Raw genomic sequence first — 22,213 nt, forward strand, 5'->3', positions numbered from 1 at the left:
CCTTATTATCGCAAAAAATAGCAAAAAAAGACAGTCGTATTACTTACTTTTGTTTAGTTTTCTGCTGCTTCTGTTTTATTGATTCGTTCCGTAAAAGCACTGGGGGAAAGGAATTCAATCGTAGCATTGTCGAAGGGAATTCCTAAATCTTCTTTCGTTACGTTTGGATTCATTGTAATGACGTAAAGTTTTTTGCCTAAGGAAAGTGCAATCCCAATTTCTAAATAACTTAGTCGGTCAAAGTCACCATTAATAAAAACGTAGGTTGCTTCGTGAAGATACCGTTTTATCACTTCAATATCTGTAAACATTCCGGTTTGAACACAATCTGCTAAACCGAAGCCCACCCCCCCCACAGCCATGCTCATCTTCAAACAGCTGAGGATCTACCAAAAGGTCCGTTTGAATATGAGGGTTTTGACCAATTTGGTAGGCGAATAATTTAGCCATAGTTATTCCTCCTTCTTTTTCTTTTACTATAGCACAAAAAGGAAACCCTCATATGCCAGAGGATTTCCTTTCTTTTAATACATGTTCCCAACCACTTTTACTCGTAAGCGGGTTGCATTTTCTGGATGATAGGCGAGTGGTGTTTCTTCCACCTCGACTAACTCGATTGTGCCAGGGACTGCACCCGCAAGTTCAGCTTGTTGGACGGCTTTTTCTTGGGCATCGGCCAACGCCGCGTCTCGTTGGATTTTTGAATAGACATAAATTTGTTCGTATTGTCCGCTAATCTGAGCGATAGAGGCACCGATGGCATTCGCCACTGCCCCGTTTTCGTTGCGAATTAGCGCTTTAACGCCTGTCAATTCTTCGGGGATGATAATACTCCCACCACCAACTAAAACGACCGTCACGTCTGCGGAACTGGTTTTCATGCGATCAATCGCTTCACTGACCAATTCGCCAATTTTTTGGTACACTTTTTCCGCAAACGCTTGGTCTAAATGAGCCACTTTACTAGGATCACCAACTTGGGCATGGCCTAAGCGAACCGCAATATCAGTGGTCGTTAATTGTGTGCCGCCAAAAACAAGGGCCTCTTGTGTAATACGGTAGCCGACACTATCGGGGCCAACTGTCACAGAACCATCTGGTTGTTCACGCACTAGACTGCCGCCGCCGACACCGATTGACACGATATCTGGCATTCTAAAATTGGTCCGTACTCCGCCAACATCAACGGCCAGTGAAGATTCTCTTGGAAAGCCATCCACTAACACGCCAATGTCTGACGTTGTGCCACCAACATCTAAAACAACCGCATCTTTCAAGCCGGCTAAGTAAGAAGCCCCACGAATACTATTGGTTGGTCCACAAGCAATGGTTAAAATAGGAAACTGTTTGGCATACGTTAACGACATTAACGTACCATCATTTTGACATAAGTACACTTGGGCGTGATGAATTTTTTCTTGTTCTAAGGCTTGTTCAAAGCCCTCGCTGGTCACTTTAATTACTTTGTGCAACGCAGCATTCAAAATTGTCGCATTTTCCCGTTCAATTAAACCGACAGACCCAATCATTGAGGAGCAAGATACAGGAACATCTGCCCCTAACACTTCCTTCGCAAGTGCTTGAACAAACAATTCTTGGTCATTTTTTAAAGAAGAAAAAACGCCAATTACTGCGATTGCCTCTACTTCTCCTCGCCAAGAGGCCAAAATCCCACGTAATTCTTCTTCGTCCAGTGCAGTCAATGGTTGTCCATCATATTCGTAGCCGCCATGTGCTAAAGCATACGTTTCTGAAAGAGTGGCCACTAAATCCTTGGGCCAAGCTGTGTAAGGCAAGACCGAAGCGGTTGCTGGATAGCCCAAACGAAGGACCCCAACTTTTGCTAATTTTTTTCGCTCAACAATGGCATTCGTACATTGGGTCGTGCCCAACATTGCATGTGTGACTTTGGTTGGGTCCACTGCTGATTCTGCCAAGACTTTATTTAAGGCACCGGCAATCCCTGTTTGAATATCATCGGTTGTTGGAACTTTCACTGAATGAATCAAGTTTAATTGATGATCTAAAATAACAGCATCTGTATTTGTGCCGCCGACATCGATACCGATTTTATACATTTATTTTTCCTCCTTCGCTACTAAGTTTTCTAGTGGTTGATAATCCATTTCGTAGCCGAAATACCGAGGACCCACTGTTTCGATACCTTTTTTCGTTCGCCAAGCGGCATTCGCTTTCAAGCCCATTACTTGGACACGTTTGCCGTATTTCAAGCTTTCTGTTGTCACAGGCGTTAAAGTTTCTAAATCTACCATACAAATCAAATCAGGCGTCATCGCAATCACCTGACCATCTTTCTCGGCAATTAAATTTTCATTTTGAAAATGGACGACTGCTTCTGAACCAGCATCACTGTTTAAGCCACTCAATTTGACACGTCCCAAATTGAAGCCACCTTTTACTTCTCGTTCCACATCTAGAATTTTTCCTTGGAACAATTCAAAGCCATCCGTAACTTCTACTAATGCTTGGCGTTTTTCTTGTTCATCTGCATAGGTACCTCGAATCACTTTGCCAATTTCTTCTGATAATGTCACGATGTTGTGAATACCATAGTCTTGTAATTGTTTGCCTGTCGCGGGATAAATACTCACTAAAGCACTGGCGCCCATTTCAACTGTTTGAACACGAGCAAGACGTTCTGTCCAAGTATTATCAATCGTTTCCATAATGCCAATATTTCCTTTTTCATCGGTAATTGCCATAGGGGTCGCTGACATCCCATTCAAATGGAACGTTACCATAGGCAATTCTGGAAAGGCCCGACCCATACCATCACAATCCACCAAGGGAATGCCTAGCTTCGCTGCAACAACAATTGGAATCATTGAATTGACGCCCCCAGCTTCCATTGGAAAGGTCCCCGCAATCGTTTCTTGGTCTAAATATTTTCCTAACTTCTCAAAGACACGGACGAATTCGTCGCCTTTGGGAAATTTTTCAATTGCGACAGATGGGGCACCCATCATTGCGGCAGGTAGGAAAAAATCCTCCGCAGCTATCTCTTCTGGAGAAACCAGTTTGACAGGTCCGTTTTCTTCGATGGCGGACAAAGCCATCATTTTACCAATATAGGGATCACCGCCACCTCCTGTCCCTAAAAAAGCTGCTCCTGTGGCTATATTCTCAATTGCTTCTGCATCTAAATAACGCATTCTCCGACACTCCTCTTCTTCATTCCATTTCTAATGATTCGGTGTTCGTCTGTTGACGTTTTGCACCGAAATAATAAATAACAAACGATAAAACAATGCCAATTAGCGGTTGGTTAGGCAATTGAGGGGCATTGGGAAAGAAACTCATAATCACCGGAATGCCCCCCACTGCAGCACCAATTAGCCATGAAAAAACACCTAATTTATTCACGCCAGGCGTTGGCTGCCATTTGGTTCGATCGCCTTTGTTAATCAACCAATAGGCAGCAATCATTACACCAGCCACTGGTGGCACCATCGCAGAAAGGACAGACATAATCGGCGTAAAGTAATTTAAGATCCCCACAACTGCTAATAAGGTTCCAATAGCGCCGGCCGCACCGACAGCGACTTTTTCTTTTTCTTTTGGAATATCAAAGACATTAATCAAGGCCAGTCCGCCAGAAAAAGCATTCACGGCATTCGTGGTCCAAGTTGCTAAAATTAGCGCAATAATTCCTAAAACTGGAAAACCGAGATTCATAAAAACTTCCGTGATATCTGCGGTGTTCGAAGCAATGGTCAAGACCGCACCAACGCCAATCATCAACAAGCCTGTCGGTAAAATCCCTAAGGTGGCCGCTTTAACCACATCTTTACGAGAAGAAACATACTGAGAGTAATCTCCAGCAATTACTGCGCCTAATGCAAAAGAACCGACAGTCATTGAAAGACCTGACATAAAGCTTCCTGCTGTTTGAGGTGTATATTGACTAACAGCTTCCCAACCGTTGTTTCTTAACGAAGCCACCAAGCCATAAAGACAAACCAGAACTAACACAGGAACCGCAAAATAATTCAGAATTTTCAATATTTTTATGCCATAAAGAGCCGAAATAAGCATGATAACTCCCCAGATTAAGGAAGAAAGCGACACAGGTAAATCAATGCCGTAAATTTTTAAAAAGTTCGTGAAAGCGCCGCCGCTGACATTGGCTTGCAAACCAAACCAACCTAAGCAAGCAATCGCTAGAATAATGGAAATAATCTTTTGCGAACCTTGAATGCCAAACACTTGAGAAGCGACTTTGACAGAAGGTTCTTGTAAGTCGGAACTTTGAATTCCTTGTAAAATCATTAAAATAACAATAATACCGTAACCAATAAATCCTGTTAACAAAGCTTCCCATAAAGGCATGCCTGCAACTAACGTTCCTCCAATAATTAATCCTGGCACGCTAATCATTGCGCCCGCCCAAACAAATGCTAAGCTAAGCCACGATTGTTGTTGCTCGTTTTTTAATTTCATTCTCATTCCTCCTTAATTATTTTTTCAATTATAACGAAAAATCAGTCATAGGTCTTTTTCAAATTGAAAAAAATATCAAGGAAGTTTTGGCTTAAAATAAAAAAGCAGACAATCGGCTACTGCCGATTGTCTGCTTTTTTCATTCATTCATTCGTGACCAAGCGATATAAGATCATCGCCAAATAGACTTCATAGGCTTCGGCGGCGTTGGTCATATCATAGCCGAGCGCTTCATTAATTTTACTGATACGATATTTGACCGTATTTTTATGAACAAATAGGCGTTCTCCGCATTCTTTAAAATCACTACTTGCATCTAGTAAAAACGTCCCTAATGTCATTAACTGTTCTGATTCTTTTAAGAGAGGTTGGATAACTGCTAAGCGTTGTTGGATTGCTTCTTCTCCTGCTTGGAGATACGTCATCATTTGTTGAACTGTACGAATTTCTGCGATTGATAACACTTTTCTTTGTGGATAGACACGCTTTAAAAACGGCGCGACTTGATTAGCAGTTTGGTAGCTGACACGCACTTCAGTCGTGTTACGAACTTTCGGACAAAGGATGATTTCACCTAAATAGTCCTGATAGTCTGTGGCTTGCAAGTATTCTTTACTAATCGTGGCTTCAGGCTGTTTGTGTAAATAATTACCTAAGAGAACAATCAGGTAATTTTCTGTTTGCTGGACAATCGTTGTTTGGTAATAGTAACGTAGGAAATCTTTCAAATCTTGCTGAATAGCGTGGATTTCTTGTCCTTGTTGCCAAATAGGCAAAAGCCACATCGTTTCGACAGAAGAAATATCAATCATTAATTTTTTGGCTAATTGGTACATCTTATCACTTTCATCGTTAATGATTGCTTGGACTAAGGCATACTCACTGACTTCGTCATAGTTTTTCCCCCATAAATTCAGAGCCATCTGAACGACTTCCACCGCTTGATTCATCTCAAAAGAGGTTAACTGCTCTTCTTCTCGAATGAAGTAAAGCTTCAATGTTTGTCCATCTTTCTGAGGAAGTTTTTGCGAGGTAATGAAGTAGGTCGTTTCTCCTAGCGCTACTTTCTCTTGTGATTGATAAAGTAACTTGGTTAAGGGTAATTTCGTGCTTCGCGGCCAATTGATGGTGCTGATGATTTCATTGGTATAGGTGGTTAACGCAATGTTGACTTTTAAAAAATCGGATAGGATTTTCAAGGTCATTTCCACACTGCGGTTTTGTTCAGGCAAAAGGGAAACTTTTTCCAAGAGGTCCGTTGCAAAAGAAGCCATTTTATTTTTATTGACTAACAATTTCATGACTTCATAAATGACTTCGTTGTAGCGTAATGTGGGATCATTTTTAGGCATTTGGATTAAAATAAAACCTAAAGAATCCGCTAATTGAATCACTTCCTCTGCAACTTTCGGTACGATAATCCCAACGTAGTACAAGATTAGGCCTACTTCGCCTAATTCATGGAGATGCCGAATCGTTTCACATTGCTTCACCACATCATGACGAATGGCACAAAATGAACCAATCAAAATTTCGCCAGCATGGTATTCATTTGTTTTGTGAAGTTTTTCCGAAAACAAAGACATATCAGAGACTTCTAAAAAAGAAAGAGAAGCAACAGATGTGTCCAATTGGTTTTTACCAGAAAGTACCGTTGCTTCTCGCAAAGACGGTAATTTTAATAAATCATTCACGCGGACACTCATAATTACTCCTCCTTTTGGCTGGTTTATTTTTTCTTACGAATCATATCGCCGACTGCAACAGGTTGCGTCACTTCCATTGTTAATAACATCATGGGATTAGGTGCCCGATCGATCGCTTCACCGTCTTCATTATACATCTCTTTAACGGTTTGGTGGAAATGGGTAAACCCGGGACCATAAAATTCAATTTCATCGCCGACACTGAAAAGGTTCCGTTGACGAATTGTCGCGACTTGCGTCTTTTCGTTGTACGCAATCACTTCGCCAACAAATTTATATTGTGGAATTTTACGACGTTCGCCGAATAATTGTTCATTTTCACTTGGTGTATTGTAATAAAAACCAGTTGCTAATTCACGTTGTGCTACTTTCCATAATTCATCAATCCACTCTTGTTGGCAGACATAGTTTTCAGGATCTTCCATGTAAGAATCGACGGCTTTTTTATACACATTAGCGACTGTCGAAACATAGTGAATGGATTTCATGCGGCCTTCAATTTTAAAACTATCGACACCATTTTCAATTAATTCTGGAATATGTTCAATCATAGACATATCTACGGCGCTCATTGAAAACTCTTCTTCAACTTCCCCTTCACTGGTTTTGCTCCGACGTTCTGTCCCAAAAGGCATATCAAATAACTCGTATTTCCAACGACAAGATTGAGAGCAACCGCCACGATTGGCATCCCGCATCGACATATGGTTGGATAAAGTACAACGACCTGAATAAGAAATACACATTGCTCCATGAATAAAGGCTTCAATTTCAATGTCCGTATTTTCACGAATCGCTGCAACTTCCTCCATTGAAACTTCGCGCGCTAAAACCACACGTTCTAAGCCTTCATTTTTCCAAAATTCTAATGTTTCATAATTAGTTGCTGAAGCTTGTGTCGATAAATGGATAGGTAAACCTGGTGCTTCTGTCGCACAAATTTCGATTAAAGCTGGATCGGAAACAATCACAGCTGAAATTCCGATGTCTCGCAATTCTCTGAAAAACGCTCCTGCCCCTTCCTGGTTTCCTTCATGAGTGATCATATTGGCAGCGACATAAACTTTCGCATTATGTTCGCGGGCAAAGGCTACGCCTTCCGCCATTTCTTCTGGCGTGAAATTTCCTGCGCGGCTACGCAGACCGTAGGCATTCCCTCCGATATAAACGGCATCGGCACCGTAACGAATTGCGACTTTTAGTTTTTCTAGCGTCCCGGCTGGAGCCAACACCTCGGGACGCTTCAATGTTCGTTCTGTCATTACTTTCATGTTCTTCTTCCCCTTAAATGAATCAATTTATTTTATTGCATCGGCACTTAAATCAAAGAAACCATTGTCTAAGCCACGACCTGTTGGATGTAATTTTTCAATTTCAGCTGTTGCATGAGCTGCTTGATCTTCTGACCAAGTTCCCGCTTCAAGTGCTGCTTTCGCTTCAGCAAATAAGCGAGCAATCGCGACAAAATTTTCACCTGGCGTGTAAAGGCCATCGAGCTTCCATGTACGATAGTGATGGTCATACAAGTTTGTTAACTCATTCATCAAGTTCACATCGTTATTGGCAAAAATATGCGTACCATGACTATCTTCATAAATGGAATAGTGGGTTTCTGGTTTTTTGGGTTCAGAAATAAACAGCCCTTCGTCTTTCGTAACCCCTTTGTCGTTCTTTGTGTAATTGTAGTAATTTTGAATTAATGGGCGTTTCGATTGATGAATACAGGTCGCCCCATAGACAAGAATTTCAGCTGGAACTGCTAAGTTTTCTTCCATTGCGACCATTTCTTCAAAAGGTACTTCCCGAGCTAGGACAGCTCCGATGGCTCCTCGTTTACTCCAAAAATTGATTTGACGTGAGCTCGTTACTAAGGTTTCGCCATCATAAACGTAAGGAATTTCTAATCCATCTCGTTGCATAATAAACACAATCCCTGGATCACCCAAAGTAATTTTATCGACGTTGATTTCTTTTAAAAATGTCAGATACTCTGGGACTAATTTCATTTTTTCAGGGTGCATAATGCCATTTACTGCAACTAGCACTTGTTTGCCCATTTCATGTGCACGTTTCACAATCTCGCGTTGTTCATCTCGTGTAAAAGATACGGGCAAACGCAACCCGAATGTTTCTTCTCCAATATATAATGTATCCACACCTGTTGCGAGTAATTCTACAGCCTGCTCAACAGATTCTGCAGTTGCAATCAGTTCAATCATAAATATAGCCTCCTTCTTTATGACCGTTTAATAGTATCATACGTTCACAAACTTTAAAAGAGCCTATCTGTATTAAACGTACATTTTTCACAATGTTTCCGAAAAAAATTTTGGTAGAAAAGCGCCAACCGCTTACCTACCAAATGCTCTTTTTTTAATTACTGGTCATCTGTTCTTTGGTCACTCGTTCAAGTGGTATTTTCGTTCATAAAACGTTACTACAACGGTGAATAGCCACGCTGCCGCTAAGCCTAACAAGCTGCCTAAAACAATCCCCAAAAAGCGGAATTGAATCAACGTTATCACGTACTGCTGACGAACGAGCAATGAAAGCATCAGAGCCATAGGCGTTGTGAAAAATTGCGCCAATCCATAATTACGACGAATAAAATACTCAACGGTCACAAATAAGATTGTAATCACGACAATCGATTCAAAAGTTGTCAAAGCTAAATTAAGCAGAAAAGCGGAAATAACCAATCCAATCGTTGTGCCAAAAATTCGCTGAATATTTCGCTGCTTAATCGCACGTAAATTGTCTCCTTGTAAAATGGATGCACAGGAAACGACTAACCAATACGGATTCTGTAAATGTAAACTTTCGCTGATATATACAGCAAAAAATAAGACAAAGCTATAATATATGCTATCTAATGGCGCTTCTGGATGCCGATAAATTCGTTCCCGTAATGATCGCTTAGCTAGCGGGGCACTGATTTCCTTCTCTGTAAAATGCAACACTAGTGCAAACAAAATGGAAAAGCCAATGCCTAATAACATACAGCCACTCATGAACGGAATTTTTGCTAACGGAATACTCGTACTGGCACCCATCGCTGTCACCATCACACCAAAGAAGGCCCCTGGTTTTGAAATATCGTAGACTTCAAAGAAAAAGCGGCCACCAAAACCGACCAGTGCAACAACAATGGGAATGAGCCATGCAATATGGGTCGATAACATGCCTAACAAATTTCCTAAAAAAAGGTAACTACCGACCACAGATAAACGAGTCATTAACTGTTTTAATGGTAACGGCTGATAATATAAAAAAGTAAAAATACCTAACGAGCCAAAGCTTGAAATCAATAATTGATGATTGATATAGCCCAAAAAAAGAATGCTGAACATAACCAAGCCAGCAAACACTAGTCGAAAAGGATTATCCTTTGGACGCTGATAATGTAGTAATTCTCGAAAAAAAGATTGTTCCATTCCATCACCCCTCCTTATTAACGTAGCACAGAAAAATCAATCTGGCAATTCTCAAAAAGAAATCGCCACTGGAAAATAGAAAAGCCTGGCATAAAAACCCTAAATGGTTTTTGTACCAGACTTCGCATCTCATCTATACAGTTTGTAATTCTTTCGCTTCTGTCTTTGGTGCTTTTGGTGCCCGCACATTTAACGTGATTTTGCCTTTGCTAGCGCCTAAAGTTACTTTATCCCCTAACTGAATTTGACCAGAAAGAAGGGCTTCACTTAAACGATCTTCCACTTCTTTTTGCAAGGCCCGACGAATTGGACGTGCGCCATATTCTGGATCAAACCCGACTTTACCAATAACTTCAATTGCAGCTGGTGTGATTTTCACTTTAACCTCTTGTTCGGCCATCCGTTTCACGACAGATTGACTCATAATTTTTACGATTTCATGAATTTCCTCTTGTTTCAAGGAATGGAATACAACCGTTTCATCAATTCGGTTTAAGAATTCTGGACGGAAGGCTTTTTTCAATTCTTCCATGATTCGTTTTTGCATTAATTCATGATTTTTAGAAATGTCTTTCACATTGAAGCCGACATGTTTTTCTTCACGAATCGCTGTTGCCCCTAAATTGGAGGTCATGATTAAAATCGTGTTACGGAAATCGACTTTTCGTCCTTTGGCATCCGTTAAATGGCCATCATCTAAGACTTGTAATAAAATATTAAAGACATCTGGATGGGCTTTTTCTACTTCATCTAGCAAAATAACGGAATAAGGACGTTGACGAATTTTTTCAGTTAGTTGGCCGCCTTCTTCGTAGCCGACATAACCTGGAGGAGAACCGATTAAACGGCTAGTACTGTATTTTTCCATAAACTCAGACATGTCCACGCGAATCAACGCTTCTTCGCTGCCAAACATCGCTTCGGCTAAGGCTTTGGCAAGTTCTGTTTTCCCAACCCCTGTTGGTCCTAAGAACATGAAGGAACCAATCGGTCTTGCTGGGTCTTTCAAGCCACTACGCGCACGACGGATAGCGCGTGAAACAGCTTCAACTGCTTCATTTTGGCCAACGACCCGTTGATGTAAAATGGTTTCTAATTCCATCAATCGTTCGCTTTCTTTCTTCTCTAGCTGCTGCAAAGGAACGCCTGTCCATTGTGAAACAACCCCAGCCACGTCTTCTTCTGTTACTTGTGTACTGTAACCAGACAGACTTTTTTCTTTCACTGCAATCAATTCTTCTAGTTTTTCCATCACTTGTTTTTCTTTTTGACGAATCCGAGCAGCACTTTCAAATGATTGGTTTTGAATGGCCTCTTCTTTTTCCGTAATTAATTGAGAAATTTCGGTACGCAATTCATTAATTTCTGAAGGTTGATCTGCCTTATCTAAACGAACTTTTGCTGCAGATTCGTCCATTAAATCAATTGCTTTATCTGGTAATTGGCGGTCATTTAAATAGCGAATCGATAATTGAACCGCTGCATGTAGAGCTTCATCTGTAATTTCTACGCCATGATGTTTTTCATAGCGTGAACGCAAGCCTTTTAGAATTTCTTCTGCTTCTTCTGGCGTTGGTTCTGCTACTTGAATACGGGCAAAACGACGTTCCAAAGCGGCATCTTTTTCAATATATTTTTGGTATTCATCCAGAGTTGTCGCACCAATTGTTTGCAACTCGCCACGTGCTAAAGCAGGTTTTAAAATATTTGAAGCATCAATCGCCCCTTCTGCACCGCCAGCACCGATCAAGGTATGCAATTCGTCGATAAATAAAATGACTTGTCCATCTTGATAGATTTCATCGACAACTTTTTTCAAGCGATCTTCGAACTCACCTCGATATTTGGTTCCAGCAACCAAGGCACCCATGTCTAGCATCATTAAACGTTTGCCTTGCATATCTTCAGGGACTTCCCGGTTGACAATTTTCTGGGCTAACCCTTCTGCTATCGCTGTTTTCCCAACACCTGGTTCACCGACTAAGACAGGATTGTTTTTGGTACGGCGACTCAAAATTTGGATCAAACGACGGACTTCGGTCCCGCGACCAACTACTGGATCCAAGCTTTGTTCTCGTGCTAACTTGGTTAAATCTCTTGCTAAAGAATCCAATGTTGGCGTCCCTTGTGGCGCATTTTTATTTTGACCATTCCGACGACGTTGTGCGCCATTGGGTTCGGAAACGCCCATTTTTTTCAATAATAATTGACGCATTTTGGATAAGCTTAATCCTAAATTCACTAAAATTCTAGACGCTAAAATTTCTTCGTCTCTTAACAAGCCTAATAATAAATGCTCAGTACCAATCTTTTGAGCCCCTAAGCGCTTCGCTTCATCTCCAGCATAGGCAAAGATTTGTTTGGCTCTTGGTGAATAAGGTAAGTATAAGTTGTTATTCCCCATTGGACTTTGCATGGTGCCATAGCCACTTAAATGCTCAATTTCTTCACGGATGTCTTCTGTGTCAGTATTCAATTGTCGTAATGTTTTTCCGGCAATCCCATTCGGTTCTAAAACGAGTGCTAATAATAAATGCTCAGAACCGACGGATTGGTGACGAAAATACTTCGCTTCTTCTTGGGCAATCGCCAGTACGGCTTTCGCACTTTCTGTAAATAGTTCATCCATAGTTATTCCTCCTCATAGCTCAAACGCTCTAAAAATGAACGCATTATTTGAGCTCTTAGAAAATCTTCGTGATTCCCCAGACCATTTAATGTACTTTTACTTAAAGCAGCTAGCATTAAATTGCCTTCCTTTTTCGTAATCACTTCTTCTTCATACAATGTTTGAATAAATGTTAGCGCATCTTTTTCTGTTAAGGTTGCGCCAATCAATTGATCCATTTGTTTTAGTAATTGATCGTTATCTGAAATTTGTACTTTGACAATGCGAATATAGCCGCCTCCACCACGTTTACTTTCAACTGCGTAGCCTCGTTGGATGGTAAAACGTGTATTAATTACATAGTTAATTTGTGAAGGAACGCAATTAAATAAATTAGCCATTTCCGCCCGACGGATTTCAATTTTATTACTTTCTTCTAAAATCTTTTTTAAATAAGCCTCGATTAAATCTGACGTATTTTGATTACTCATAGTCTTCCATCCTTCTTCTCTCTTGACTAATATTGACCATTATTATATCGAACTTTGCCTATTAAATAAAGAGGAACGCTTTGACTTTAATAAAAAAATGCAAAACAGGAGGAGTAACCTCAGTCAAACTGACTTAAGTTCCCCTCCTAAAAATGAAAATATGTTATTGAATTACAGGCAGACAATGGCTCCGCCTTAATGTCTCACAAAAGCGTTTCTTCGCCGTAGGCTTGATCCAAGGCTTGTTGAATATCTTCGATAATAGATGTTGGCTCTTCCAAACCAACGTACATGCGAATGTGCGCTGGCGACAAGCCTCTTTTCTGAACAGCTGCCAAGTTATTACCTTTGAATACAGGCAAAGCCAAACTTTCAAAGCCACCCCAACTGACCCCAATTGTGACCAGCGTCAATGCGTTCACAAATGTTTTCAAACGTTCAAAATCGGTATCTTTTAAATCAATCGCAAACAATGAGCCATAACCTGTTAAATATTTTTCTGCTAACGCTTGTTGTTGTTGATTTCCTACAAAAGGATGATATAAGCGACTGATTCGCGGATCCTTTTGCAAAGCCGACAGCACCGTTTGGATGGCTTGAGACTGATGCGCCAACCGAACGGGCATGGTACGAATACCTCGTAACGCTAACCAAGAATTGAAGGGACTATTGACTGCGCCTAATGCTTGATGACCATGTTCAAAAATTTGATCTACAAGCGCTGCTTTGCCAATGACAGCCCCTGCTACAATATCCGAATGACCACCAATATATTTGGAACAAGAATGAATCACCAGGTCCACATTATGGCATAAAGGATGCTGAAATAACGGTGACGCCCACGTATTATCAATGACAGTGTATGCGCCGATTTTTTGTGCTAACGCAGTTATTTTTTCTAAATCTAGCAGTTCAAACTTTTGTGAGGACGGACTTTCAAAGTAAATGACTTTGGTGTTTTCCTGAACAAATTGAAAAAGTTCTTCTGTTTCTGCAACGTCTACTCGGGTCAAGGATACGCCAAATTTCTCTAAATATTGCACAAACGAAACAGATTCTCCATAAATTGTATTGACCATTAAAACATGATCACCTTGTTGGAGCAACGTAAACAGCGTTGCCGAAATAGCGCCCATTCCTGAGGCAAAAACTTTACATTTTTCTCCACGTTCCAAACGAGCAATTTTTTTCTCTAAAATTTCTGTTGTGGGGTTGGTGCCACGTGTGTAAACATAATTATTTTTTTCATCTATACTCGCTGCCATAAATTCTTCGTAAGTTGGAAAATAAAAGGAAGAGGTTTGAACCAACTCGGGCACCATCGGATGATACATTTTTTCCATTCCTTTTTCCACTTCACAGCAAATATTTTCATCATTCTCAACATGCATTTCCTTCACTCCTCTTTCTCTACAATGTTTCTGGTACTTCATGGGCTTCTTCTTTTTGATATTGTCGATCTAAGGCTTTTACAAATGGATAATAAATAACGACACTAGCCGCAACAGCTAAAACTTGCGTCACTGCACCTTGCCATTTCCCCACTAAAAAGCCCGAAAACAGAAAGGGCGTAGCCCATGGTGCTTGAATGTTTGTAAACATTGGCATGAACCCAATTTTCATTGACAGAAAGGCAATCAAGACAGATACAATCGGCGCGACCGCAATCGGAATCAATAATAAAGGGTTAAAAATAACTGGGAGTCCAAAAATCAAGGGTTCATTAATATTGAAAAATGCTGGAACAAACGAAATTTTCGACATAGCTTTCATTCTAGACGAATGTCCGACGATGGCCATTGCAATAGCCAAGCCAATCGTACAACCAGCGCCTCCAATTGTGGCAAATTGATCGAGCATTTGGACCGTGCCAAAGTTGCCATTTTGAGCAGTTAATTGCCCTAATTCCGCTAAGCTTTGGTTTTTGTCTGCATTCGCATATAAAATAGGATATAGCATGGAATTGATGACAGTTGGATGAATCCCAAACCACCAGAACAGTCCATTTAAGCCAGCCACAATAATAATTGCAAAAGGGGTTCCGATTAAACCTTGCAGTGGCGCTTGAATCACCGCATAAATTAATTGCGGGAAGGAATCCGCAAACGAAAGCCCAATCCCATTAATCAATAAAGCCACCGCTACCACAAAAATCCCAGGAATCAATGCACTAAAAGCTTGGCTTACCATAGCAGGCACGCTGTCAGGCATTTTGATGACTAATTTTTTCTTAATACAGAAACGAGTCAACTCAACCGAAAGAATTGACATAATAATGGCCGTAATCACCCCTTGCGTTCCTAACCAATCAAACGATAAAACTTTCGTCACAACTTCGCCTGATTCAGTGGTCACCGTTTTCGGTAAAACGACTACGTAAGCAACAATTCCTAAAATTAATGAAGTTAAACGATCCATTTCGTAACTTTCCGCCAATTTATAGGACATCGTCCCGGCAAAAATAATTCCCATCATGTTGAAAGTTGCTCGATAAGCTGGTGAAATCATATCCGCCCAACCTGCACCGAAAATTCCAGCCATAAAATCGCCATACCCTGCTACTGGAAAATCTGTAATCAACATAAAAATCGACCCAATAATTGTTAACGGCATAATTGCAAAAAAACCATTTCTTAAGGCTTGAAAATAACGTAAACTTGTAATCCTTGAAACTTTAGGCACTACGGCTTGCTCCACCCAGTTTGTTAACTTATCCATTTCACTTCTCTCCTTAATCCTTTGTGATATCCTCATCATAAAGAAACCGCTTTCTGATGTAAATACGACTAACTGATTCTGTAACTATGTTTCATAATTCATACGCTTAAGGTATACTGAAAGCGAAACAAAGTACCACAGAGAGGTGAACCCATTGAACCTAATCGAATGTTTAGAACAAAAAGAACGCTATACATATAACGAAGGGCTAATTATTGATTTTATTTTATCTCATACTGAACGAGTCCTGCATATGTCGATTTATGAACTAGCAGAAGCCACCAACTCTTCAACTTCCACGATTGTTCGTTTGTGTAAAAAAACAGAAACTAGCGGTTTCAAAGAATTTAAAATCCGCTTGTCCCGCGACTTAGAAATTCACTACCAAGCAATCCGGAATGTTGATGCGAATATGCCTTTTTTAGCGCAAGATTCTGATTTACTAATTGCCAAGAAAATTGCGCAGTTAACGACTGAAACTGTTCAATCCACCCAACAGTTATTAACCGAGGCCATGTTAAATAAAAGCATTGATTTACTTTTAACCGCTGAAAATATTTTAGCAGTGGGTGTCAGTAACTCCTACATTCGCTTAACGGATTTTCAAACAAAGTTATTACGCATTCAGCTATTTATCCATTTAATCCCTTATCAAGCTGAACAATTTTATTTAGCCATCAATGCCACCAAAAATGACGTAGCCATCCTCGTCTCTTACAGTGGTAACACTGCAGAAATCGTAAATGAAGCACGGATTTTTGCAGAAGGAGGCACTCCGATTATTGCCATTACTTCAGACTTGAACAGCCAATTAGCTAAATACGCCACAGTGATTTTACCCATTCCTAACGTTGAACATGCAGATTTCAAAGTCTCGACCTTTTCCTCTCAACTAGCCATCGAATATATTCTCAATGTCCTTTATTCCTGTATTTTTAGTCGCAATTTCGATAAGAATTACACATCACAAAAAAATACACCTACTTCGATACTTAAATTTTAAACAAAAAAAACAGTACTGATCATCAGTACTGTTTTTCACAATCGGGAAGACAGGATTCGAACCTGCGACCCCTTGGTCCCAAACCAAGTGCTCTACCAAGCTGAGCTACTTCCCGGGCTATGAAGTTAAAGTAATAAAAAAAGACTATCGAATTAAAAAGAAACTCACGTGCACCTTTTTAAAACTTAGTCAATCACTCAACTATGCACCCAAAGGGAGTCGAACCCCTAACCTTTTGATTCGTAGTCAAACACTCTATCCAGTTGAGCTATGGGTGCTAAATATAAAACAATGCCGAGGACCGGAATCGAACCGGTACGGTGATCACTCACCGCAGGATTTTAAGTCCTGTGCGTCTGCCAGTTCCGCCACCCCGGCGTAATGAATTGGCTAAGCGGAAAACGGGGTTCGAACCCGCGACCCCCACCTTGGCAAGGTGGTGCTCTACCACTGAGCTATTTCCGCAAAATGGTGCCGGCTAAAGGACTTGAACCCTCGACCCTCTGATTACAAATCAGATGCTCTACCAACTGAGCTAAGCCGGCTAAATATGCGGGTGAAGGGACTTGAACCCCCACGCCTTGCGGCGCTAGATCCTAAATCTAGTGCGTCTGCCAATTCCGCCACACCCGCAAATGAAATATGAATATGAGCCGTACAGGGCTCGAACCTGTGACCCTCTGATTAAAAGTCAGATGCTCTACCAACTGAGCTAACGGCTCAAAAAATGGAGGTTAACGGGATCGAACCGCTGACCCCCTGCTTGTAAGGCAGGTGCTCTCCCAGCTGAGCTAAACCTCCAAAAACAACAATTCGCGTGGCGACGTCCTACTCTCACAAAGGGAAACCCTTCACTACAATCGGCGCTAAGAAGCTTAACTTCTGTGTTCGGCATGGGAACAGGTGTATCCTTCTCGCTATCGCCACCACACTGGGTGTTGTTTCTTATTGAGTTGAATCTTCATTCACTCAAAACTGGATTGAAGTTTGAATCAAAATAACCAAGTTGCTTTTACTTATCCATTCTTTGGTTAAGTCCTCGACCGATTAGTATTGGTCCGCTCCAACTATCACTAGCCTTCCACTTCCAACCTATCTACCTGATCATCTCTCAGGGGTCTTACTTTCTTAAAGAAATGGGAAATCTCATCTTGAGGTGGGCTTCACACTTAGATGCTTTCAGCGTTTATCCCTTCCCTACATAGCTACCCAGCAATGCCCTTGGCAGAACAACTGGTACACCAGCGGTAAGTCCATCCCGGTCCTCTCGTACTAAGGACAGCTCCTCTCAAATTTCCAACGCCCGCGACGGATAGGGACCGAACTGTCTCACGACGTTCTGAACCCAGCTCGCGTGCCGCTTTAATGGGCGAACAGCCCAACCCTTGGGACCGACTACAGCCCCAGGATGCGACGAGCCGACATCGAGGTGCCAAACCTCCCCGTCGATGTGGACTCTTGGGGGAGATAAGCCTGTTATCCCCAGGGTAGCTTTTATCCGTTGAGCGATGGCCCTTCCATGCGGAACCACCGGATCACTAAGCCCGACTTTCGTCCCTGCTCGACTTGTAGGTCTCGCAGTCAAGCTCCCTTCTGCCTTTACACTCTTCGAATGATTTCCAACCATTCTGAGGGAACCTTTGGGCGCCTCCGTTACCTTTTAGGAGGCGACCGCCCCAGTCAAACTGCCCATCTGACACTGTCTCCCACCACGATTAGTGGTGCGGGTTAGAGGGTTCATAACACAAGGGTAGTATCCCACCAGCGCCTCCTCCGAAACTAGCGTTCCGGTCTCATCGGCTCCTACCTATCCTGTACATGTGGTACAAACACTCAATATCAAACTACAGTAAAGCTCCATGGGGTCTTTCCGTCCTGTCGCGGGTAACCTGCATCTTCACAGGTACTAAAATTTCACCGAGTCTCTCGTTGAGACAGTGCCCAAATCGTTACGCCTTTCGTGCGGGTCGGAACTTACCCGACAAGGAATTTCGCTACCTTAGGACCGTTATAGTTACGGCCGCCGTTTACTGGGGCTTCAATTCTGAGCTTCGCCGAAGCTAACCCATCCTCTTAACCTTCCAGCACCGGGCAGGCGTCAGCCCCTATACTTCATCTTACGATTTTGCAGAGACCTGTGTTTTTGATAAACAGTCGCTTGGGCCTATTCACTGCGGCTGACGGTCGTCAGCACCCCTTCTCCCGAAGTTACGGGGTCATTTTGCCGAGTTCCTTAACGAGAGTTCGCTCGCTCACCTTAGGATACTCTCCTCGACTACCTGTGTCGGTTTACGGTACGGGCAGTTGTTTTCTCACTAGAAGCTTTTCTTGGCAGTGTGACATCAGGAACTTCGCTACTATTATTTCGCTCCCCGTCACAACTTGTCCTTAGAGAGTAAAGCATTTAACTCTACTCAAGACTCATTGCTTGGACATGCACTTCCAATCGCATGCATTCCTTAGCCTACTGCGTCCCTCCATTGCTCAAACAAAAACAACTGGTACAGGAATATCAACCTGTTGTCCATCGCCTACGCCTATCGGCCTCGGCTTAGGTCCCGACTAACCCTGGGCGGACGAGCCTTCCCCAGGAAACCTTAGTCATACGGTGGACAGGATTCTCACCTGTCTTTCGCTACTCATACCGGCATTCTCACTTCTAAGCGCTCCAGCCGTCCTCACGATCGACCTTCAACGCCCTTAGAACGCTCTCCTACCACTACACCTAATGGTGTAGTCCACAGCTTCGGTAATATGTTTAGCCCCGGTACATTTTCGGCGCAGGGTCACTCGACTAGTGAGCTATTACGCACTCTTTAAATGGTGGCTGCTTCTAAGCCAACATCCTAGTTGTCTGTGCAACCCCACATCCTTTTCCACTTAACATATATTTTGGGACCTTAGCTGGTGGTCTGGGCTGTTTCCCTTTCGACTACGGATCTTATCACTCGCAGTCTGACTCCCGGATATAAATGAATGGCATTCGGAGTTTATCTGAATTCGGTAACCCGAGATGGGCCCCTAGTCCAAACAGTGCTCTACCTCCATCATTCTCAATTCCGAGGCTAGCCCTAAAGCTATTTCGGAGAGAACCAGCTATCTCCAAGTTCGTTTGGAATTTCTCCGCTACCCACACCTCATCCCCGCACTTTTCAACGTACGTGGGTTCGGTCCTCCAGTGCGTTTTACCGCACCTTCAACCTGGACATGGGTAGATCACATGGTTTCGGGTCTACGACTACATACTCATTCGCCCTATTCAGACTCGCTTTCGCTGCGGCTCCGTCTCTTCAACTTAACCTCGCATGCAATCGTAACTCGCCGGTTCATTCTACAAAAGGCACGCCATCACTCATTAACGAGCTTTGACTTGTTGTAGGCACACGGTTTCAGGATCTATTTCACTCCCCTTCCGGGGTGCTTTTCACCTTTCCCTCACGGTACTGGTTCACTATCGGTCACTAGGGAGTATTTAGCCTTGCGGGATGGTCCCCGCGGATTCCGACGGAATTTCTCGTGTTCCGCCGTACTCAGGATCCTCCTAGGCGTTGTTAGCATTTCGTCTACGGGGCTTTCACCCTCTTTAGCGGAATTTTCCAAATCCTTCAACTATACTAACAGACTACCATATTGGAGTCCTACAACCCCAACAAGCAAGCTTGTTGGTTTGGGCTCTTCCCGTTTCGCTCGCCGCTACTCAGGGAATCGAATTTTCTTTCTCTTCCTGCAGGTACTAAGATGTTTCAGTTCTCTGCGTCTACCTCTAATCAGCTATGTATTCACTGAAAAGTAATATCCTATAAAAGATATTGGGTTCCCCCATTCGGAAATCTCTGGATCATAGCTTACTTACAGCTCCCCAAAGCATATCGGTGTTAGTCCCGTCCTTCATCGGCTCCTAGTGCCAAGGCATCCACCGTGCGCCCTTATTCACTTAACCTTATCAACCTTACGGTTGGGTCTTGATCACTTCTTCTAGCGATAGAAGGTTAATCAATAAATAAGCAATTGAACTTATTAAAAAACTCATTCAACGCGGTGTTCTCGGTTTGTTTTGATTCTTTTTACTTCAATATCCAGTTTTCAATGAACGAATGTTTTGAGAGTAGACCTCTCAAAACTGAACAAAGTAAAGACGAAATGTGTATTTCCGTAATATTCCTTAGAAAGGAGGTGATCCAGCCGCACCTTCCGATACGGCTACCTTGTTACGACTTCACCCCAATCATCTATCCCACCTTAGGCGGCTGGCTCCAAAAAGGTTACCTCACCGACTTCGGGTGTTACAAACTCTCGTGGTGTGACGGGCGGTGTGTACAAGGCCCGGGAACGTATTCACCGCGGCGTGCTGATCCGCGATTACTAGCGATTCCGGCTTCATGCAGGCGAGTTGCAGCCTGCAATCCGAACTGAGAGAAGCTTTAAGAGATTTGCATGACCTCGCGGTCTAGCGACTCGTTGTACTTCCCATTGTAGCACGTGTGTAGCCCAGGTCATAAGGGGCATGATGATTTGACGTCATCCCCACCTTCCTCCGGTTTGTCACCGGCAGTCTCGCTAGAGTGCCCAACTAAATGATGGCAACTAACAATAAGGGTTGCGCTCGTTGCGGGACTTAACCCAACATCTCACGACACGAGCTGACGACAACCATGCACCACCTGTCACTTTGTCCCCGAAGGGAAAGCTCTATCTCTAGAGTGGTCAAAGGATGTCAAGACCTGGTAAGGTTCTTCGCGTTGCTTCGAATTAAACCACATGCTCCACCGCTTGTGCGGGCCCCCGTCAATTCCTTTGAGTTTCAACCTTGCGGTCGTACTCCCCAGGCGGAGTGCTTAATGCGTTTGCTGCAGCACTGAAGGGCGGAAACCCTCCAACACTTAGCACTCATCGTTTACGGCGTGGACTACCAGGGTATCTAATCCTGTTTGCTCCCCACGCTTTCGAGCCTCAGCGTCAGTTACAGACCAGAGAGCCGCCTTCGCCACTGGTGTTCCTCCATATATCTACGCATTTCACCGCTACACATGGAATTCCACTCTCCTCTTCTGCACTCAAGTCTCCCAGTTTCCAATGACCCTCCCCGGTTGAGCCGGGGGCTTTCACATCAGACTTAAGAAACCGCCTGCGCTCGCTTTACGCCCAATAAATCCGGACAACGCTTGCCACCTACGTATTACCGCGGCTGCTGGCACGTAGTTAGCCGTGGCTTTCTGGTTAGATACCGTCAGGGGACGTTCAGTTACTAACGTCCTTGTTCTTCTCTAACAACAGAGTTTTACGATCCGAAAACCTTCTTCACTCACGCGGCGTTGCTCGGTCAGACTTTCGTCCATTGCCGAAGATTCCCTACTGCTGCCTCCCGTAGGAGTCTGGGCCGTGTCTCAGTCCCAGTGTGGCCGATCACCCTCTCAGGTCGGCTATGCATCGTGGCCTTGGTGAGCCGTTACCTCACCAACTAGCTAATGCACCGCGGGTCCATCCATCAGCGACACCCGAAAGCGCCTTTCACTCTTATGCCATGCGGCATAAACTGTTATGCGGTATTAGCACCTGTTTCCAAGTGTTATCCCCCTCTGATGGGTAGGTTACCCACGTGTTACTCACCCGTCCGCCACTCCTCTTTCCAATTGAGTGCAAGCACTCGGGAGGAAAGAAGCGTTCGACTTGCATGTATTAGGCACGCCGCCAGCGTTCGTCCTGAGCCAGGATCAAACTCTCATAATAAAAGTTAGAACAATCTTGCGATTGTTAAGCTCAATTTGTTTGCTAGCATATTGCTTGCTTGTTAA

At 43.0% G+C, this 22,213-nt stretch carries 12 protein-coding genes, 8 tRNA genes, 3 rRNA genes and 1 pseudogene; 1 reads left to right on the forward strand and 23 read right to left on the reverse strand.

All coding sequences use genetic code 11. The features are described 5' to 3' along the window. Window positions 1–53: 53 nt before the first annotated feature. From IGK96_RS13350 to IGK96_RS13405, 12 genes and pseudogenes are all read right to left on the reverse strand, one after another. Window positions 54–450, reverse strand: a pseudogene (locus IGK96_RS13350) (hypothetical protein). Window positions 451–524: 74 nt separating this feature from the next. Beyond that, window positions 525–2,078 carry a hydantoinase/oxoprolinase N-terminal domain-containing protein gene (locus IGK96_RS13355; protein WP_002365445.1) on the reverse strand — a complete coding sequence of 518 codons (1,554 nt, stop codon included), beginning with the start codon at window positions 2,076–2,078 and terminating at the stop codon, window positions 525–527. Next, the gene (locus IGK96_RS13360; RefSeq protein ID WP_010820367.1) at window positions 2,079–3,173 is read right to left on the reverse strand and encodes a DUF917 domain-containing protein; all 1,095 of its coding nucleotides are present in this window, start codon (window positions 3,171–3,173) and stop codon (window positions 2,079–2,081) included. A gap of 19 nt (window positions 3,174–3,192) precedes the next feature. After that, window positions 3,193–4,467, reverse strand: a complete 1,275-nt coding sequence (locus IGK96_RS13365) for a cytosine permease (protein ID WP_002358943.1) — start codon at window positions 4,465–4,467, stop codon at window positions 3,193–3,195. A gap of 137 nt (window positions 4,468–4,604) precedes the next feature. Further along, window positions 4,605–6,167, reverse strand: coding sequence for a PucR family transcriptional regulator (locus IGK96_RS13370; protein WP_016617993.1), 1,563 nt, complete (start codon window positions 6,165–6,167; stop codon window positions 4,605–4,607). Between the two features lie 23 nt (window positions 6,168–6,190). Continuing rightward, the gene (locus IGK96_RS13375; protein ID WP_085443255.1) at window positions 6,191–7,438 is read right to left on the reverse strand and encodes a peptidase U32 family protein; all 1,248 of its coding nucleotides are present in this window, start codon (window positions 7,436–7,438) and stop codon (window positions 6,191–6,193) included. Window positions 7,439–7,465: 27 nt separating this feature from the next. Next, entirely contained in the window at window positions 7,466–8,386 is a 921-nt protein-coding gene (locus tag IGK96_RS13380; RefSeq protein ID WP_002354722.1) for a peptidase U32 family protein, read from the reverse strand. Window positions 8,387–8,566: 180 nt separating this feature from the next. Next, window positions 8,567–9,601: an FUSC family protein gene (locus IGK96_RS13385; protein ID WP_002354721.1), complete on the reverse strand. Its 1,035-nt coding sequence runs from the start codon at window positions 9,599–9,601 to the stop codon at window positions 8,567–8,569. A 133-nt stretch (window positions 9,602–9,734) separates the two neighbouring features. After that, window positions 9,735–12,230, reverse strand: coding sequence for an ATP-dependent Clp protease ATP-binding subunit (locus tag IGK96_RS13390; protein WP_002378875.1), 2,496 nt, complete (start codon window positions 12,228–12,230; stop codon window positions 9,735–9,737). A 2-nt stretch (window positions 12,231–12,232) separates the two neighbouring features. Then, on the reverse strand, window positions 12,233–12,700 hold the full coding sequence (locus tag IGK96_RS13395) for a CtsR family transcriptional regulator (protein WP_002354715.1): 468 nt from the start codon (window positions 12,698–12,700) through the stop codon (window positions 12,233–12,235). 203 nt (window positions 12,701–12,903) lie between these two features. Beyond that, window positions 12,904–14,133 (reverse strand): aminotransferase class I/II-fold pyridoxal phosphate-dependent enzyme, encoded by a 1,230-nt coding sequence (locus IGK96_RS13400; RefSeq protein ID WP_025188756.1) that lies wholly within the window; start codon window positions 14,131–14,133, stop codon window positions 12,904–12,906. Beyond that, window positions 14,111–15,418, reverse strand: coding sequence for a PTS sugar transporter subunit IIC (locus tag IGK96_RS13405; protein ID WP_010825591.1), 1,308 nt, complete (start codon window positions 15,416–15,418; stop codon window positions 14,111–14,113). The genes IGK96_RS13400 and IGK96_RS13405 overlap by 23 nt, the downstream gene beginning before the upstream one ends. Before the next feature lie 145 nt (window positions 15,419–15,563). On the opposite strand from IGK96_RS13405, the gene IGK96_RS13410 reads away from it, so the two are divergent. Beyond that, window positions 15,564–16,421, forward strand: coding sequence for a MurR/RpiR family transcriptional regulator (locus tag IGK96_RS13410; protein ID WP_002354705.1), 858 nt, complete (start codon window positions 15,564–15,566; stop codon window positions 16,419–16,421). Between the two features lie 41 nt (window positions 16,422–16,462). Here IGK96_RS13410 and IGK96_RS13415 read toward each other — a convergent pair. From IGK96_RS13415 to IGK96_RS13465, 11 genes are all read right to left on the reverse strand, one after another. After that, window positions 16,463–16,536 (reverse strand) — tRNA-Pro (locus IGK96_RS13415). 89 nt (window positions 16,537–16,625) lie between these two features. Beyond that, a tRNA-Arg gene (locus IGK96_RS13420) sits at window positions 16,626–16,699 on the reverse strand. Between the two features lie 14 nt (window positions 16,700–16,713). Continuing rightward, window positions 16,714–16,799, reverse strand: a tRNA-Leu gene (locus IGK96_RS13425). Between the two features lie 15 nt (window positions 16,800–16,814). Then, window positions 16,815–16,886: transfer RNA gene (locus IGK96_RS13430), tRNA-Gly, on the reverse strand. A 4-nt stretch (window positions 16,887–16,890) separates the two neighbouring features. Then, window positions 16,891–16,966: transfer RNA gene (locus tag IGK96_RS13435), tRNA-Thr, on the reverse strand. A 6-nt stretch (window positions 16,967–16,972) separates the two neighbouring features. Next, window positions 16,973–17,054: transfer RNA gene (locus tag IGK96_RS13440), tRNA-Leu, on the reverse strand. A gap of 16 nt (window positions 17,055–17,070) precedes the next feature. Then, a tRNA-Lys gene (locus tag IGK96_RS13445) sits at window positions 17,071–17,143 on the reverse strand. 6 nt (window positions 17,144–17,149) lie between these two features. Further along, window positions 17,150–17,222 (reverse strand) — tRNA-Val (locus IGK96_RS13450). Window positions 17,223–17,236: 14 nt separating this feature from the next. After that, window positions 17,237–17,352 (reverse strand): 5S ribosomal RNA (gene rrf / locus IGK96_RS13455). A 96-nt stretch (window positions 17,353–17,448) separates the two neighbouring features. Beyond that, window positions 17,449–20,361: ribosomal RNA gene (locus IGK96_RS13460) — 23S ribosomal RNA — on the reverse strand. A gap of 226 nt (window positions 20,362–20,587) precedes the next feature. After that, a 16S ribosomal RNA gene (locus IGK96_RS13465) occupies window positions 20,588–22,148 on the reverse strand. Together the 16S, 23S and 5S rRNA genes with 8 tRNA genes alongside form the textbook arrangement of a ribosomal RNA operon. Window positions 22,149–22,213: the final 65 nt, after the last annotated feature.

The sequence above is a fragment of the Enterococcus sp. DIV0682 genome (assembly GCF_051712685.1).
Lineage (GTDB): Bacteria > Bacillota > Bacilli > Lactobacillales > Enterococcaceae > Enterococcus > Enterococcus faecalis.